General features: G+C 60.8%; 23 protein-coding genes and 2 tRNA genes. 13 read left to right on the top strand and 12 right to left on the bottom strand.

Annotated elements, in window-relative coordinates:
- Nucleotides 1–21 precede the first annotated feature (21 nt).
- The 4 genes from V1289_RS44180 to V1289_RS44165 all read left to right on the top strand — a co-directional run bounded on the left by V1289_RS44180 (nucleotide 22) and on the right by V1289_RS44165 (nucleotide 2,246).
- Entirely contained in the window at nucleotides 22–759 is a 738-nt protein-coding gene (locus tag V1289_RS44180) for an ABC transporter permease (protein WP_442896232.1), read from the top strand.
- Nucleotides 756–1,523 carry an ABC transporter permease gene (locus tag V1289_RS44175; RefSeq protein ID WP_334405840.1) on the top strand — a complete coding sequence of 256 codons (768 nt, stop codon included), beginning with the start codon at nucleotides 756–758 and terminating at the stop codon, nucleotides 1,521–1,523. Before V1289_RS44180 ends, V1289_RS44175 begins: the two co-directional genes overlap by 4 nt.
- 98 nt (nucleotides 1,524–1,621) lie before the next feature.
- Entirely contained in the window at nucleotides 1,622–1,786 is a 165-nt protein-coding gene (locus V1289_RS44170; RefSeq protein ID WP_334405839.1) for a hypothetical protein, read from the top strand.
- Nucleotides 1,787–2,009: 223 nt separating this feature from the next.
- On the top strand, nucleotides 2,010–2,246 hold the full coding sequence (locus V1289_RS44165; RefSeq protein WP_334405838.1) for a hypothetical protein: 237 nt from the start codon (nucleotides 2,010–2,012) through the stop codon (nucleotides 2,244–2,246).
- Between the two features lie 65 nt (nucleotides 2,247–2,311).
- Here the strand turns inward: V1289_RS44165 and V1289_RS44160 are convergent.
- The 5 genes from V1289_RS44160 to V1289_RS44140 all read right to left on the bottom strand — a co-directional run bounded on the left by V1289_RS44160 (nucleotide 2,312) and on the right by V1289_RS44140 (nucleotide 5,095).
- Nucleotides 2,312–2,388: transfer RNA gene (locus V1289_RS44160), tRNA-Pro, on the bottom strand.
- A gap of 141 nt (nucleotides 2,389–2,529) precedes the next feature.
- Entirely contained in the window at nucleotides 2,530–3,009 is a 480-nt protein-coding gene (locus V1289_RS44155) for a DUF192 domain-containing protein (RefSeq protein WP_442896143.1), read from the bottom strand.
- A 126-nt stretch (nucleotides 3,010–3,135) separates the two neighbouring features.
- On the bottom strand, nucleotides 3,136–3,831 hold the full coding sequence (locus V1289_RS44150; RefSeq protein WP_334405836.1) for a cold-shock protein: 696 nt from the start codon (nucleotides 3,829–3,831) through the stop codon (nucleotides 3,136–3,138).
- A gap of 198 nt (nucleotides 3,832–4,029) precedes the next feature.
- A complete protein-coding gene (locus tag V1289_RS44145) occupies nucleotides 4,030–4,791 on the bottom strand; it encodes an SIR2 family NAD-dependent protein deacylase (protein WP_334405835.1) in 762 nt (253 codons plus the stop codon).
- A gap of 67 nt (nucleotides 4,792–4,858) precedes the next feature.
- On the bottom strand, nucleotides 4,859–5,095 hold the full coding sequence (locus V1289_RS44140) for a hypothetical protein (protein ID WP_334405834.1): 237 nt from the start codon (nucleotides 5,093–5,095) through the stop codon (nucleotides 4,859–4,861).
- Between the two features lie 185 nt (nucleotides 5,096–5,280).
- Between V1289_RS44140 and V1289_RS44135 the strand changes: the two genes are divergently transcribed.
- Nucleotides 5,281–5,448: a hypothetical protein gene (locus V1289_RS44135; protein ID WP_334405833.1), complete on the top strand. Its 168-nt coding sequence runs from the start codon at nucleotides 5,281–5,283 to the stop codon at nucleotides 5,446–5,448.
- A gap of 72 nt (nucleotides 5,449–5,520) precedes the next feature.
- Here the strand turns inward: V1289_RS44135 and V1289_RS44130 are convergent, their stop codons facing one another.
- The 3 genes from V1289_RS44130 to V1289_RS44120 all read right to left on the bottom strand — a co-directional run bounded on the left by V1289_RS44130 (nucleotide 5,521) and on the right by V1289_RS44120 (nucleotide 6,846).
- Nucleotides 5,521–5,811, bottom strand: coding sequence for a hypothetical protein (locus V1289_RS44130; protein WP_334405832.1), 291 nt, complete (start codon nucleotides 5,809–5,811; stop codon nucleotides 5,521–5,523).
- Nucleotides 5,812–6,162: 351 nt separating this feature from the next.
- Nucleotides 6,163–6,348, bottom strand: a complete 186-nt coding sequence (locus tag V1289_RS44125; RefSeq protein WP_334405831.1) for a hypothetical protein — start codon at nucleotides 6,346–6,348, stop codon at nucleotides 6,163–6,165.
- Between the two features lie 309 nt (nucleotides 6,349–6,657).
- Nucleotides 6,658–6,846 carry a hypothetical protein gene (locus V1289_RS44120; protein ID WP_334405830.1) on the bottom strand — a complete coding sequence of 63 codons (189 nt, stop codon included), beginning with the start codon at nucleotides 6,844–6,846 and terminating at the stop codon, nucleotides 6,658–6,660.
- A 248-nt stretch (nucleotides 6,847–7,094) separates the two neighbouring features.
- On the opposite strand from V1289_RS44120, the gene V1289_RS44115 reads away from it, so the two are divergent.
- A complete protein-coding gene (locus tag V1289_RS44115) occupies nucleotides 7,095–7,241 on the top strand; it encodes a hypothetical protein (RefSeq protein ID WP_309184641.1) in 147 nt (48 codons plus the stop codon).
- A gap of 171 nt (nucleotides 7,242–7,412) precedes the next feature.
- Here the strand turns inward: V1289_RS44115 and V1289_RS44110 are convergent, their stop codons facing one another.
- Entirely contained in the window at nucleotides 7,413–7,604 is a 192-nt protein-coding gene (locus V1289_RS44110; protein ID WP_334407916.1) for a putative quinol monooxygenase, read from the bottom strand.
- Between the two features lie 512 nt (nucleotides 7,605–8,116).
- Between V1289_RS44110 and V1289_RS44105 the strand changes: the two genes are divergently transcribed.
- The 4 genes from V1289_RS44105 (at nucleotide 8,117) to V1289_RS44090 (ending at nucleotide 10,086) form a co-directional block, all read left to right on the top strand.
- Nucleotides 8,117–8,302, top strand: a complete 186-nt coding sequence (locus V1289_RS44105) for a hypothetical protein (protein ID WP_309184639.1) — start codon at nucleotides 8,117–8,119, stop codon at nucleotides 8,300–8,302.
- 145 nt (nucleotides 8,303–8,447) lie between these two features.
- A complete protein-coding gene (locus tag V1289_RS44100) occupies nucleotides 8,448–8,900 on the top strand; it encodes a VOC family protein (RefSeq protein WP_309184637.1) in 453 nt (150 codons plus the stop codon).
- Nucleotides 8,901–8,948: 48 nt separating this feature from the next.
- A complete protein-coding gene (locus V1289_RS44095) occupies nucleotides 8,949–9,272 on the top strand; it encodes a hypothetical protein (RefSeq protein ID WP_334408039.1) in 324 nt (107 codons plus the stop codon).
- 166 nt (nucleotides 9,273–9,438) lie between these two features.
- On the top strand, nucleotides 9,439–10,086 hold the full coding sequence (locus V1289_RS44090) for a glutathione S-transferase family protein (protein ID WP_334405828.1): 648 nt from the start codon (nucleotides 9,439–9,441) through the stop codon (nucleotides 10,084–10,086).
- A 30-nt stretch (nucleotides 10,087–10,116) separates the two neighbouring features.
- On the opposite strand, the gene V1289_RS44085 is transcribed toward V1289_RS44090, so the two are convergent.
- Both V1289_RS44085 and V1289_RS44080 read right to left on the bottom strand, forming a co-directional pair.
- Nucleotides 10,117–10,368 (bottom strand): hypothetical protein, encoded by a 252-nt coding sequence (locus V1289_RS44085; protein ID WP_334405827.1) that lies wholly within the window; start codon nucleotides 10,366–10,368, stop codon nucleotides 10,117–10,119.
- A 31-nt stretch (nucleotides 10,369–10,399) separates the two neighbouring features.
- On the bottom strand, nucleotides 10,400–10,657 hold the full coding sequence (locus V1289_RS44080) for a PilZ domain-containing protein (RefSeq protein ID WP_074278682.1): 258 nt from the start codon (nucleotides 10,655–10,657) through the stop codon (nucleotides 10,400–10,402).
- Nucleotides 10,658–10,890: 233 nt separating this feature from the next.
- On the opposite strand from V1289_RS44080, the gene V1289_RS44075 reads away from it, so the two are divergent.
- Nucleotides 10,891–10,965 (top strand) — tRNA-Glu (locus tag V1289_RS44075).
- 1 nt (nucleotide 10,966) lies between these two features.
- The gene (locus V1289_RS44070; protein WP_334405826.1) at nucleotides 10,967–11,278 is read left to right on the top strand and encodes a hypothetical protein; all 312 of its coding nucleotides are present in this window, start codon (nucleotides 10,967–10,969) and stop codon (nucleotides 11,276–11,278) included.
- Between the two features lie 839 nt (nucleotides 11,279–12,117).
- On the opposite strand, the gene V1289_RS44065 is transcribed toward V1289_RS44070, so the two are convergent.
- Nucleotides 12,118–12,345, bottom strand: coding sequence for a hypothetical protein (locus V1289_RS44065; protein ID WP_334405825.1), 228 nt, complete (start codon nucleotides 12,343–12,345; stop codon nucleotides 12,118–12,120).
- A gap of 405 nt (nucleotides 12,346–12,750) precedes the next feature.
- On the opposite strand from V1289_RS44065, the gene V1289_RS44060 reads away from it, so the two are divergent.
- Nucleotides 12,751–13,248: a DUF3617 domain-containing protein gene (locus tag V1289_RS44060; protein ID WP_334405824.1), complete on the top strand. Its 498-nt coding sequence runs from the start codon at nucleotides 12,751–12,753 to the stop codon at nucleotides 13,246–13,248.
- Nucleotides 13,249–13,471: the final 223 nt, after the last annotated feature.

The raw sequence follows: 13,471 nt of genomic DNA, 5'->3' as shown, positions 1-13,471 counted from the left end.
CTCGACCGCGCCAAGCCGCTGATGCTGCCGATTGGCGCGCTATTGGCTTTCGAGGGCTGGGCGCGCGCGACCCATCTGCAGAGCGACAGCCTGGCGCCGCCGAGCGAGATCGTCGCGGCGCTGGCGGGCGCCCTGGCCGACCACTCGATCCTGGCGGCGACCCGCGACACGCTGTTCGCGACGTTTGCGGGCCTTGCGATCGGCAGCCTCATCGGGCTTGCGCTCGGCATCGCTTTCGGCATTTCCGATACACTCGATCGCCTGATGGAAGTGACGGTCGAGGCCGTCAGGCCGATTCCATCGATCGCCTTGTTGCCGATTGCGCTGATCGCGCTCGGGTTCGGCTACCGCATGGAAATCGTCATCGTGGCCTTTGCCTGCATCTGGCCGATCCTGATCCTGAGCCGTGCGGCGGTTCGTAGCGTCGAACCGCGGCTGATGGAAGTATCGCGCGTGCTTCGGCTGCCCGCGGCGCAGCGAGTCCTCAAAATCATCATCCCCGCGGCCTTGCCGCGGATATTCGTGGCGTTTCGCCTCTCCGCCGGTATCGCGCTGATCGTCGCTGTCACCGTCGAGATCGCGATCAATCCGCTTGGCCTCGGCGCCGGTATCATGCTGGCGCAGCAGGCGCTTCGTCCCGACCTGATGCTGGCCTATCTGGTCTGGATCGGCGCCATCGGTTACGCGCTGAACATGCTGCTGACCGTGGCGCAGCGCCGCCTGTTCGGCCGCGCCGCGTTGAGCGGAGACAGCCTGTGAAAGGCGGCGCGATCATCTGGCGCGTGGCGAGCTTTGCGGTTGCCGCCGGATTCATTGCGCTCTGGCAACTGGTCGCCAATTGGAAGCTGGTATCGCCGGTGTTCCTGCCCGGGCCCGACCGGGCCTGGGCTTCGCTGCTGCGCGGATTTTCCTCCGGTGACCTCTGGAGCAAGCTTTTCGGCACGCTCGAGCACATGGCCTATGGCTGGCTCGCCGCATCGATCGCCGGCATCGCCATCGGCGCGATGATCGGATCGTCACGCCTGATGCGGACCTATGTAGCGCCGTCGCTGGAGTTCTTGCGGCCGCTGCCGGTCTCCGCGATCATTCCGGTCGCCATCGCGGCGTTCGGGCTGACCCAGGGCATGGCGCTGTTCGTGATCGCGTTCGGCGCGATCTGGCCGATCATGCTGGCGACCGTTCATGGTTTTGCCGCGGTCGAGCCCCGCCTCTATGAGGTGGCGCGGTCGCTGCAGATGTCGCGGCTGGCGGTGATTTTCAAAATCGCACTGCCGTCGGCCAGTCCCGATATTCTCGCGGGCATGCGCCTCAGCCTGACGGTGGCGCTGATCCTCTCGGTGGTCTGCGAAATCCTCGCCGGCCTCGATGGCCTCGGCCACTGGGTGCTGCTGTCGGCGCGCGCCTTCCGATCCGCCGATCTGTTCGCCGGCGTAATCCTGCTCGGCGTGACCGGCTATGTCACCTCGGTCGCGATGTCGCTGGCCGAGCGGCGGCTGCTGGCGTGGCAGGCTTCGCAGCGGTAAGTGCGCCCCCTGAATAGTAACCCAATGATTCGGCGCATTAACCCAACCTCTTTACAAAACGTAAACGTGCGCTTGCCATTTTTAGGCAGGAGGGTTCCATGGATATATATCCCGTACCTGCCACCGTGACGCACGCCAGAGTCCAGCTCGTCGCCGACCAGACCACCAAGGCGCCGCCCCGCACGATCAACCAGGACGTGCTGGACGTGTTGGCCACGGAGAAACAGGCCGAACGAGAAGCTGTCCTCGACGTCAAGGCCTGACCGAACCAGTAACCGGTTCGGCGGAGATGCCGGCAAGCGCCCTCAGCGCAGATTTTCCGCTGAGCGAATTTCTCAAGCGACGCGCCGGACTCCTTCTGTTCACGGAGAACGAACGGAGCCCGGATTTTCTCGCTCATCCCGAGATTAACGAAATCTCTATTTCGTGGTGGCGATCCCAAAAATCGTTGTGCAATCTGATCCGGTCGATTGCCGTGGGGATGTCATGAACGACGATTATTTCAAGCAGCAGGCTGACCGCATCCGGGCGATGGCCGACAAAGCCGACCCCTTCACCAAAAAGCGTCTGCTCGACCTGGCGGAGCGTTATGACGCCAAGCTCGGACGGCCATCACGAGCGACCCGGCAACTCAGGCCGCCGCTGGTGCCGGAACACAGCAGCCAGGCGAACGCCCCGACCGGTGCCGCCGAGCAGCTGCCGGACACACCCTCGCCGAGATGATGCCAACCGGTGCCGGCCGCGCCGTCGCGGGCGAGCCGTCAAGCTGGTGGAATTTGCGAGCTATTTGGTCGGGGCAGCTGGATTCGAACCAACGACCTGCAGTACCCAAAACTGCCGCGCTACCAGGCTGCGCTATACCCCGATCATGTTGGGAAGCTGCGTCGATACACGCTTAACCCGGCGCCATCAAGGCTGCTCGATAGTGTTTTCGAGCGAAAGCCTGCCCCGGACTTGATCCGGGGTGGATACCGGTTCGCGTCAAGAAAACGCGTTAAAATCAAGACTAATGGCCGTTGAACAGCGGGTGCGCCACCCGGTCGCCGGGCTGGATCCCGTATTTTTGCGCCGTGCCGGCAATCACCTCCAGCACCCCCTTGGCCAGTCCGCGCGAGGAGATGATCCGGGTGGACAGCGGTTCGGTATTTTCGGCGATCCGCAGGATCCGGCCGTCGGCCCGGATGAAGATCATGTCGAGCGAGATATAGGTGTTTTTCATCCACATCGACACCTCCTGTTCTGGCGTGAAATCGAACAGCATGCCTTTGCCGTCCGCCAGCTCCTTGCGGTACATCAGGCCCGTCTCCTTCTCCTGTTCGGTCGTCGCCATCTCGACCGAGAACACCTGCACGCCGGACTTGGTGACGATCTCGAGCGGCTGCACGCTCGCCGCCCGCGCGTCAGAATTCGCCAACGCGCCAAGCGCTGCGATCAGCATCAGCCAAACGTACAGGCGAGCCCGGACGACAACCGAAACGAAATTCATGGAAAACACTCACACCTGATCTTTTTGCCGGCCGACCCTAACCCGATGATTGCGGCAAATGCCAGAGGCCGCGACCGGGACGCATTCGGCCCGGCTCACGATTCCGTCAGGTCGTATATGGGATGATTAGTGCGACGACAGCGCCGACGGGCCACCCTCAGGGTGAATCTCGGCGGCCATCATGCCTTTGGAGCCGGGCCCGAACCGCACCAGCACATACTGGCCGGGGCGCAGTTCAGTCATGCCGAAGCGGCGCAGCGTTTCCATATGGACGAAGATATCCGGTGTCCCCTCCCCACAGGTCAGGAAGCCGAAGCCGCGCAGCCGGTTGAACCATTTGACCTGCGCCCGCTCCAGACCGCTGGTCGGGGTGACGCTGACATGGGTCCGCGGCGGCAGCATCTGTGCCGGGTGGATCGCGGTGGACTCATCCATCGAGACGATCCGGAACGCCTGATAGCCCTTTTGACGCTGCACGCATTCGACCACCAGCCGCGCGCCTTCGTAAGCCGTCTGATAGCCGTCACGCCGGAGCACGGTGACATGCAGCAGCACATCCGGCCAACCATTGTCCGGGACAATGAAGCCGTAGCCTTTCGAGGCATCGAACCATTTGATGACCCCGGAGATTTCAACGAGGTTGGCGGCGGCATCGCCGAGGCCCGACAGCGCATCCATCGCCGGATCGCGCTCCGCACCGGCGGAGAATTCACCTGGCCCAAGCGTGTTCTGTCCAAGCGTATTCTGTCCAAGCCGGTTCTGCCCTGCCCCGCCTGACGGCGGACCACCGAGCTTCTTGGACTCAAAACCGTCCGACCCCATGACCCCGGACCCCACACTTATTGGCCGCACGTCGTTTTGCGACTGAGCCGGAACACGCGCCCATCCATGACCACTCATGATAACGCCGCGCGAATCTCTCGAATCAAAAGATAACACTCCCGCCTGCGGCGCATAGCTAAAAAACTAACCCGCCGGGAACTATGAACAGTCTTGCACAGCCGCGAATCAAACGGGCAATCAGTTGCCTACGAACGGCCCGAGGGTTTCCCCGATGTCGTGCCGGATCACCAGATCGGCAATGTCATCCTGTTCGGTCGGTTCGTTGTTGATGATGACCAGTTTGGCGCCGCAGTTCTTGGCCATCAGCGGAAACCCTGCGGCCGGCCACACCACCAGCGACGATCCGATGGCCAGGAACAGGTCGCACTGCTGCGCCAGTTCCGAGGCGCGACGCATCGCGTCCTCCGGCATCGCCTGTCCGAACGAGATCGTTGCGGTCTTGACCAGGTCGTCGCACCGCGTGCAGTCGGGCGCGCTGCCGGTGTCATCGAAACGCGCTTTGACCCACGGCAGATCGTAAGCCTGTCCGCAGCCGATGCAGCGGGCGTAGGTGGTGTTGCCGTGGAGTTCGACCACGTCGTCGCCCTTGAAACCCGATACCTGATGCAGATTGTCGATGTTCTGGGTGATGATCGCGGGAACCTTGCCGGCCCTGTAGAGCGAAGCCAGGGCACGGTGGCCGCGCCCGGGTTTCGCGGCGGCAAAGGTCGGCTCCATCGCGAAGCGCCGCCGCCATGCCTCGTCCCGTGCCTCGGGACTGGCGACGAACTCGTCGAACGGGATTGGGCGATTGCGGGTCCACAACCCGCCGGGGGAGCGAAAATCGGGGATCCCGCATTCGGTCGAGATGCCGGCACCGGTAAAGGGAACGATGCTGGAGGCCTCGGCGATCATATTGCCGAGTTGTTCGACGCCGTTATGCAGATCCTTGGCAATCACTGGCGACCATCCGACTGTTGGCTCCACCAACTATAGCACGGTCAACCCAATTGCGGGATCGGCGCTGCTAGGCCGCTTTGGCGACCGGCTCCTTCGGCTCCCTCGCCTCTTCGCCCTTCTTGACCTTGGCAACCGGGGCGCCTTCGATTTTTTTCACCGGCTTGCCGTACTGGGCGAGCCGTTCCAGTTCCGCTTCGAGCTCGGCGCGCCGCGCGGCGACCTTTTCAAACAGCTTGTCGGTGGCATGATCGCGCAAGGCTGCGAGTTCTTCGATACTCAGCGAATCCAGATCGATCTTTGCCATGACAGCCTCCCGTTTCCTTTCCGCTAGCGGGAAGGTGCGCAAGCCACAAGGCGAGTTCCGTCCTTATCCACCGCCTTCGCTTTGAACGCAGGCGATCACAATCCTGCGACGCTGTTTCCCAATTCGTGCCCCAATCGCGAACGCCAATAGGGTCGGGACAAGACTCAAAGCAAGCAGGATGGGCAATGACCGAACAGGAAGACCGGATCGCGCGCGAGCGCGAAGAAATCGCCGCGCGCGTCGCCAGCTTCAAAGCCACCCAGCAGAAATTCGCACGCGAGCGTGAGGAATATTACGCCACGACACTGGGCAATGCGTGGAGCGGGTTTACCCGGCCGCCGTTCTGGGATTAGCGGAGTTTTACGCGACAGCCGGCAAAAAGCCCGGAGCGATGCTCCGGGCCTTTTTATGATCTGCGACGTTCGTTACCAGTAGTAACGACGCCAGTAGTGGCGACGGTAATACGGTCCACCGTAATAAGCGTAAGGTCCCGGACCGTAATAAGCCGGTCCGTAATAGCCGTAATAGCCCGGGTAGTAGCCCGGTCCATAATAGTACGGCCCATAGGCGCCCGCGACGCCCGCTGCGATCGCGCCTGCCGCGAGGCCGAATGCCAGCCCGGGACCGAAACCGAACCGGTGCGCCTCGGCCGGCGAGCTTAGGGTGGTTGCGCCGATTGTGGCCACCGTTGCCAGAATTGCGATTGTCTTTTTCATTCGCACCTCCTCGCATTGTCCGATGAACAAACGCGGGTGTTTCGCGATGGTTGCAACCGGTGCAGCGAATGTCGGGCCGAAGGGAACCGGCCCGGGCCCTGAACGCCGAGGTCGCGCGTGACGCGAGCTATGCGCCTGGACCAGGGTTGATCTGCGGCCGGCCCAGGAACCAATCGCGCGTTTCGTGGTTTGATTAGCGCGGGGGTCTTATCCCGAAGGGCGTAGCCATGCCGCCGTGGATGGAAGTCCTGCTCAACATCATCGCCTATGGCGGCTTTATCGCCATCGCGATCTACCACCGCTCGCCGAGCAAGGACCCGCCGGAGTGACAGGGCTTGAGCGCGCCATCCGTTAATTGGCTTTGTGCAGTTCGCCGGCCGTGCGCACCAGCCTGTCGGCCTTCACCAGCACTTGGCCGCTTTCCGGGAACGGCCGGAGCGAAAAGCTGATCGCAACGAAGGTCAGGCAAAACAGCAGGCCAACCACCATTACCCGTCGGTGGGTCGGCTTATCCGCGTTGTGAAATGAAGGGACCATGACTGTTCTCTCGGCAGCCATCCCTATCGCACCCCCAGATCAGCACAACGCGATTTGGGTTTTAACCTAACTCAATAGGGTTATCGGTTGCCTGGAGTTATCGGCTGTCTGGAAAGGGTTCGTTAGCAGACCGCCGCAAGCCGCCCCCTTCGCGACGGCGTGGTGGTCTGGATAAGGGCCACCCAGACCACAATCATCCGCAGCATATCCAACAATTATCCGCAGCAAATCCACAGGGCGGAAATGCCGTTTTCCTCCGCACCTTCATCGTCTTGCTGCGCACTCGTCCACAGCCGGCACCTCAGCGCATCAGCCGGCAGCGAGCTTCTTCAACGTCGCGTGAAAACTCAGGCTGCGGGTCCCGACCAGAACCGTGCCGAACACCTCGGCCCGATCATCGGCAAAGGTACCGGAAAACCCGCTGGTGACTTCCTCCCCGCCGCACAACGGCTGGGCAAACGGATCCGAAAACGGCGATGCTGATATGCGCGAGCACATCGCCACGGCTTCCGTCGGACGGGAAATAGCGGGACTCCTTTTGTTCTCGGGGAACGAACAGGGGGCGCATTTTCCCGTCCGCTGCCGGCTTAAAAGACCGTTACTTTTCTCGGCTTCGTGGTGACGGCAACGGCGATCTCGCGCCACGCTCTGTGCGACGACCTGACGCCCCCAAACCTTGCCGGAATTTCATTTTGCGCGATCGAACCTTTTCAGCCCGGTCTGGACTTACCTAAAAAGGTGCTCTCATGACCCAAGCCGACCACTACCGAGACCAGTCCAACCGGGCCAAGCGATTGGCTCAGTCCGTCAACGATCCGGAAACCTCGAAGAAGCTGATCGAGATGGCCGAAGAATTCCGGCTCTACGCCGAACGCCTCGAACAGACCCACTGACGCCTTCCCCACTGACGCCTTCGGTTCCGATTGAATCAGAGCGGAGCGCCGGGCTTGCCCCTGCCGCATGTTGTTCCCGCGGACGATATCCAGTCCACATTCTGTGGAGCTAACTTTCACTCGCAAGCGGCGACACACTGCCGGCGACGGCAAGCATCACCTGCCGATTCATTATCGCTGGATCGATTCGGCCCGGTATATTCTCGTCCCCGAGCTTTCGACGATACGGCCCTTGAGAGATTTTACGAAGGCCTTCGACCCGTCGACCGCGAAGTGAGTGCGCAATGCTGCCTCATCCGCCCATTGCTCGAAGAAAAACAGCCGCATCGGGTTCTGGCAATCGACGTGGACGTCATGGGAGATGCAGCCGGGCTCCTTCCGGGCGCGCTCGAAATGCTCGAGGCATGCGCGAACACGTCGTCAAACGCCTCCTCGCGCGCAACAATACTGCCGGTCACCAGAATCATCTCGCCACCCCGATGTTCGCGCGCACCGCCCGCTCCCGGCAGACGCCCGTGGCTGTGCGTTGACTGGCCCGGCCGCGTCGTCAGTGCGGCAAATGAGGAACGACAACCAGCATGGCCAATAGCATAGCGAGGCTGCTCAAGACCGATAATTTCATCCGCACCGTCTTTGCATCGGTGACCGGCAGCACGAAAAGAAAACGATCGTCAGAACGATCGGGCCGTCGACCAGATACATCTGATATCCCTCCGTTTGATCCAAGATTGAGGGAGAGCGCGGATCGAATATGTGCGGAAGGTCATGCGATCGAGGCCGGCCGCTTTTGCCGGAATTAGTGCACGTTCGATGGAAACGACGCGGGCCCGCTGCAAGGCGGTTCTCTTTCGGGGAAATTGCGTGCATAATGGCGCATGGCAAAAGCAAAAGTGACCTTCAAAATCGTCCGAAACGCAGAGGACGACTGGAATATCCTGGCGGAATATCCGGGCGTCGAGCCCCGGGAAATCACCGGGCTGAAAAGCAAATCCGACGCGGACGACTGGATGAACGGAGACCGCCGCATCGCGTGGCTCCGCTCCCAGGGTTACGCCAAGTAAGCCGCGAAGTGATCCCTTAGCTTTCCGGCGAAAACCCGGGGGTTTTGACCCGCCCGCAAGGGCCTGCCCTCGCGGGCATTTTGCTGCTATTCAGTGCCCCGAACTGTCGAACCTTCTTAAAAGAAACCAGAGGGAGCCAAGAAATATGCGTTATCTCCACACCATGCTGCGTGTCCGCAATCTCGATGCCGCGCTGAAATTCTATCAGGACGCGCTGGGGCTGAAGGAAGTGCGCCGCGTCGACAACGACAAGGGCCGGTTCACGCTATTGTTCCTGTGCGCGCCCGAAGACGAAGGCCTGTTCAAGCAGGCGCCCCAGAATCGCGGCGCGCCGCTGGTCGAGCTCACCTATAATTGGGACGAGGAGAAGTACGGTGAGGACCGCTATTTCGGTCACCTCGCCTATGAGGTCGACGACATCTACGCGACCTGCGACCGGCTGATGAAGCTCGGCGTCACCATCAACCGGCCGCCGCGCGACGGCAACATGGCGTTCGTGCGTTCGCCGGATCTGCATTCGATCGAGCTGCTGCAAAAAGGCAATCCGAAGCCGCCGGCGGAGCCGTGGGCTTCGATGCCGAACACCGGCCACTGGTAAACCCTGTACAGATTTTATGTGCACGTCCGCCATCCCAGCTACCGGCTGGTGACAGAGGCGGACGCGCCGTTTCCATCCGGCACCTCCGAAGACAAATGGCGGCTGACGCGCGGCCGCCATGCCGACGACGTCAATGCGGAGGTGCGGGACGCCGTCGATCAGAACGGCTACTCGCTGTTCCGAATCGGACTATCGCTGTCTGGAGATTCCAAAGTCATGGAGGAACCCCACCCTCCCTCATACGTTGTTCTCGCGATCAAAAGATTTCGAGGAGGAAACGATGGGAAAAGGAATTTTGCTTTGGTTATTGGGCGTGCCGATTCCAGTGATCATTCTGCTTTGGTTGTTCTTCGGCCATTGATCTCTATTTGACGCGCGGGCGCCGCGCGAACCGGGCGCCGTACTTTACGCGAAATCAGGCCCTGCCGTTACGCGGCGGGGTCTGATTTTTTATTGGCCTCGGTGCAATCGTATCAGCGCTTTTCGGCGGGAATTCCGATATGAACTGTGACCAGCAGATCATCGGGAGCGAAAGCGCGTGGCCAACGACAAGCAAAACCAACTCACGATCTGGGGCCGGGCCAACTCGGTCAATGTGCAAAAAGTGCTGTGGTGCCTGCACGAACTCGATATCAGCTATCAGCGCATCGATGCCGGCATGCAGTTCGGCAAGAACAACGAGGCCGCCTATCTCGCGATGAATCCCAACGGCCGCGTGCCGACCCTGGTCGACGGCGATTATGTGCTTTGGGAATCCAATTCGGTAATGCGTTATCTCTGCCTCGCATACGGCCAGGGCTCGCCGATCTATCCGCAAGCGCCACAGCAGCGCGCCGCCGTCGATCGGTGGCTGGACTGGACGCTGTCGACCCTGCAACCGGTCGACCGTCCCGTGTTCTGGGCGCTGGTGCGGACGCCGCCCGAAAAACGCGACATGGTCGCGATCCAGAAGGATGTCGACGCCGAAGCCGTGGTGTGGCGTATCATGGAGAAGCAGCTGGCGAACCGGCGCTTCATCGAAGGCGATCAGTTCACGATTGCCGATATCGCGGTCGGCGCCTTTGCGCGGCGGTGGTTCGGCGTCGATGGCGTCACCAAGCCGAAGCTGCCCTGTCTCGAACGCTGGTTCGCGCAGATCTCGCAACGGCCGGGGTTTGTCAAATTCATCGCGCCGCCGATGACGTGAAGGACGCGTCAAACAAAACCGCAGCGTTGCTCAGCGCGCGCCCATATAGCCACTGGCCCCGCTGCTGACGTATCCGCCGATCTTCACGCAGGTGTCGGAGCCCTCGGCCTTGACGAAGCCCGCACCATATTCGGCGCACGTATTGCTGCGGGCGGCTCCCTTGTTGAGCGGAATCGGCTTGCCCGAGGTCGGAGCTTGGCCGGACTTCTCATGGCCATGTTGCTGCGCCAACGCGAAGGCCGGCCATCCGGCGACGATGATGATCAGGAGGATTTTTCGCATCGCGCCTTTTACCGCGCGGCGCCGACCGGCGCTAGCGGACGAACTTGACACCCACCGACTTGCCGCGGCGCCAGACCACTTCGCAATTTCGCCCGGTCCGGGCGTCGCGCGAAAATGCCAGCCGCAATTTGGCGGGCAACGTGTTGGGATCGTCGATCGTGACCTTCGCGCCCGTCGTCGACATGTCCTGCACCACGCATGGGCGTGCCGCGAAGCCGCCTTCGAGCGTGATCCAGCCGGATTGACGCAGTGATTTGCGCGCCTCGCGCTTTTTGGTTCCGATCGCCATGGCGGCATTCCTTACGCCTTGCGGATTTAAAAAGCGTTGTGAACTGGCCGACCTTTCGGCGGGCGCCCGGCCTCCGACACGGTCCCGAATGGCCCGCAAAAGGCCTTTTCGGGCGGCTTGCCCGCCCGGCCAAACGCCACTATACGTTCGCCCGTCCCGCCTTGATCCTTCGTCGCGGCCGGGACCAACACGGCAAGTCAAGCGCGTAAGGCACTGATTTGCCAGTTGTTTTTGCTCCCTTCGTCTATCGGTTAGGACGCCACCCTTTCACGGTGGAGAGAGCGGTTCGATTCCGCTAGGGAGCGCCATATGTTTCAATGGCTTAGCTCCGCGAAGCTCCTTCATGTCCAGCATATGTCCAATATAGGCAGTGTGGACTGCGATCATGAATCGCCGACAGAAATCACACTCGGCGAGGTGCGGTCCTCGGGCCCTCGCCGGCTGCTGGTCTACTGCGGCAACTACCGCTTGGCCCGTTCAGTCGTCATCAACTCTGATCAATGGTCCGACGATATCCGGCGGTCGGATCTGGAGCCGCGGTTTTCCTACAAAGCCTGGCGCCGCCGCGGCGCCGACGTCCGGCCGCTTTTTGAGCCAGCCGCCATGGGAACGGGCGGATAGAAATTCCAGCCCGTACCTCGCAATCCCGTGAAGCCGTTTCGTGGCCGCCGACCGACGAAACACAGGGATCGGGCTGCGAAACCATTTTCATGCTTCGGCGAAGAAATCCTGCAACCGTAACGGCCCAAGATGCCTCCGTGACTTAACAACGGGGTCAGGTCATGTGGGAAATCATCAACCTTCTATACCGCGAATATTGCCGCATCCGTTTGGATGAGATGCGCAAGGTCCGGCTTCACCGCGAGGTGATGTCATGAAGCCCGAGCAAGAAAAGCTTCATTTCGAGGATGTCGCCCAGACTTTGCGATCCGCTGAGTTCAGGCGTTCAGACGATCTCAGCAGATGGCTAAGGCAATTCTTCAGCAGTCGCTGGTTGCGATACGTTGCCGCACGCGGTGAGTTGGATAGATCATCCGCGCTTTTGTCGACTCACCACCGTGCCTGATGGTCCTGATACAATATGCGCATTTGATTTTTAGACATGCGAACCGTCGCGCTTGTATTCGTATTTCTAGCTGCGCTCTCCGCGATGGTTCGCGGGCATCAGTATCAGTTCAAACCGCTGCCTACCCGGCCGCTGCCGGCGGTGAACGTGCCCTGAGCGGTCGCAATGCTGCGGGCGCTGAACTAGACCTCGGCCCTGCCACGCCGCGCCGAGAGGTCATCAAGGCCTACCAGATCGTGACGTAGTCGTCATCGAACCTTGGCACGGATTGTGCTGACATATCCTTGCCTGGAAATTTCACTGTCCGGGGCTAAATCCAACGCCGCCAAGCGATCATACTCCGCTTGAGCGTTGCAGCGGTTGGTGCGCTGGGGCCATTTCCTTGGCCTCCTTCTTAGTCGTCCGGGTGCTCACTCGGCTGGATTTCGTCGCAATACACCGCCAGCAACGTTGCCGCATCTTGATTTGTCGGCTCTGCGATCGTCCGCTGCTCCTCTATTTCTTTGCGGATCGCCCAAATGAGTTCTTCCCGATCTAAAATTCCTTTCCGCAACAACTCGCCAACCAGAATCTTCGTCAGCGAGAATGCAGAAAAGCTAACGGCCTCTTCGTTGATACGCATCTTGATGGTCTCTCCAAGTCTGTTGTGCTTCGAGCGCTTGCCACCTTCTGATCCCGCCGCCGCCCTTGCCCTTAACAGGCACGGGTTCATCTCCGGAATGGCGTATTCAGACTGAGCGCGATTCCTGGCAAAATTGCTTCCATGCAGCGCCAGAAAAAGACGGCTGCTGCTATATTGTGCCGACTATCACCGCGGCCATTCTGTCGCGGTCTCGGCCGATCGCTGGCCCGACCATGTGCGGCTGTCCGATCTGGAGCCAAAGTTTACCTGTCAGGCTTGCGGGCCGCCGCTGCGCCGACGTCCGGCCGTTATCGTGCGGTATGGTCTGGACGGAATTATCAAGCTTGATGATCCGGGTGAGAGCACTACCTAGACGTTGTTGGGGCTTTCGATATGGAGAGCGCAATGACTGAACTGGCACGCTGTGAGGATAAGTCTAACTCGGTACGACGCGCAGGAATGCTAGCAGCCACGGCTGCAATCGCGCTGTTTGCGGCAATGCCGGGGTGTCTCGCGTATGACGGTCCAACTTTTCGGAGTGGGCTGTGGAAGTTTGAAAGGACGTTGGAGGCTGACGGCAAGCCGACCAATCGGCTGCCCACCAGCGGATTATCAATCGACCGAGAAATGACTCGCTGTGTCGATCCAACCTCCGCGCTGAAAGCGGAATTCACACCGTCCCACTTTGGAGCCTGCAAAACCAAAAACGTTCGGAAGACAGATGGTGGTTATGTTTTCCAGAGAGCCTGTGAAAGTGGTGTACCGATCGAGACCCAGATCGATGTGAAGAATGACGGCGCTTATACAGAGATTAATCAGGGTAGCATTGGAAAGATATCGACGAAAGAGACCGTCGTAGCGCAAAGGGTCGGCGATTGTGAACGCAGCGACCGTGAGCGATAAAGCGGCCTCTCGCTCCTCGCTTGTGGTGCACCATTTGTGGGGCAACCGCTCTCAGTGTCCCGGGTGTGAACCGGCGGGCCGTTTCGCGGCTCCAGTTACGAACCTCCTGCGGCGGGATTTTCGTATTTGTTGATCCCGACCCCGAAAGCCACGGGCTTGGCATCGGCTGGCGCGGCGGCCAGCAATAGGCCGGCCAGCACGACGCCCACACATCATCAACCGA

It is taken from the genome of Bradyrhizobium sp. AZCC 2289, from assembly GCF_036924615.1.
Classification (GTDB): domain Bacteria; phylum Pseudomonadota; class Alphaproteobacteria; order Rhizobiales; family Xanthobacteraceae; genus Bradyrhizobium.
The sequence above is the reverse complement of the archived record's forward strand: the minus strand, read 5'-3'. Positions and strand labels throughout refer to the sequence as shown.

Coding starts and splice junctions, on each gene's coding strand:
- V1289_RS44180 (WP_442896232.1), top strand. CDS start 22: ATGCTGCCGATTGGCGCGCTATTGGCTTTCGAGGGCTGGGCGCGCGCG.
- V1289_RS44170 (WP_334405839.1), top strand. CDS start 1,622: ATGGATATATATCCCGTACCTGCCACCGTGACGCACGCCAGAGTCCAG.
- V1289_RS44165 (WP_334405838.1), top strand. CDS start 2,010: ATGAACGACGATTATTTCAAGCAGCAGGCTGACCGCATCCGGGCGATG.
- V1289_RS44155 (WP_442896143.1), bottom strand. CDS start 3,009: ATGAATTTCGTTTCGGTTGTCGTCCGGGCTCGCCTGTACGTTTGGCTG.
- V1289_RS44150 (WP_334405836.1), bottom strand. CDS start 3,831: ATGGGGTCGGACGGTTTTGAGTCCAAGAAGCTCGGTGGTCCGCCGTCA.
- V1289_RS44140 (WP_334405834.1), bottom strand. CDS start 5,095: ATGGCAAAGATCGATCTGGATTCGCTGAGTATCGAAGAACTCGCAGCC.
- V1289_RS44135 (WP_334405833.1), top strand. CDS start 5,281: ATGACCGAACAGGAAGACCGGATCGCGCGCGAGCGCGAAGAAATCGCC.
- V1289_RS44130 (WP_334405832.1), bottom strand. CDS start 5,811: ATGAAAAAGACAATCGCAATTCTGGCAACGGTGGCCACAATCGGCGCA.
- V1289_RS44125 (WP_334405831.1), bottom strand. CDS start 6,348: ATGGTCCCTTCATTTCACAACGCGGATAAGCCGACCCACCGACGGGTA.
- V1289_RS44120 (WP_334405830.1), bottom strand. CDS start 6,846: ATGTGCTCGCGCATATCAGCATCGCCGTTTTCGGATCCGTTTGCCCAG.
- V1289_RS44115 (WP_309184641.1), top strand. CDS start 7,095: ATGACCCAAGCCGACCACTACCGAGACCAGTCCAACCGGGCCAAGCGA.
- V1289_RS44105 (WP_309184639.1), top strand. CDS start 8,117: ATGGCAAAAGCAAAAGTGACCTTCAAAATCGTCCGAAACGCAGAGGAC.
- V1289_RS44100 (WP_309184637.1), top strand. CDS start 8,448: ATGCGTTATCTCCACACCATGCTGCGTGTCCGCAATCTCGATGCCGCG.
- V1289_RS44085 (WP_334405827.1), bottom strand. CDS start 10,368: ATGCGAAAAATCCTCCTGATCATCATCGTCGCCGGATGGCCGGCCTTC.
- V1289_RS44080 (WP_074278682.1), bottom strand. CDS start 10,657: ATGGCGATCGGAACCAAAAAGCGCGAGGCGCGCAAATCACTGCGTCAA.
- V1289_RS44070 (WP_334405826.1), top strand. CDS start 10,967: ATGTTTCAATGGCTTAGCTCCGCGAAGCTCCTTCATGTCCAGCATATG.
- V1289_RS44065 (WP_334405825.1), bottom strand. CDS start 12,345: ATGCGTATCAACGAAGAGGCCGTTAGCTTTTCTGCATTCTCGCTGACG.
- V1289_RS44060 (WP_334405824.1), top strand. CDS start 12,751: ATGACTGAACTGGCACGCTGTGAGGATAAGTCTAACTCGGTACGACGC.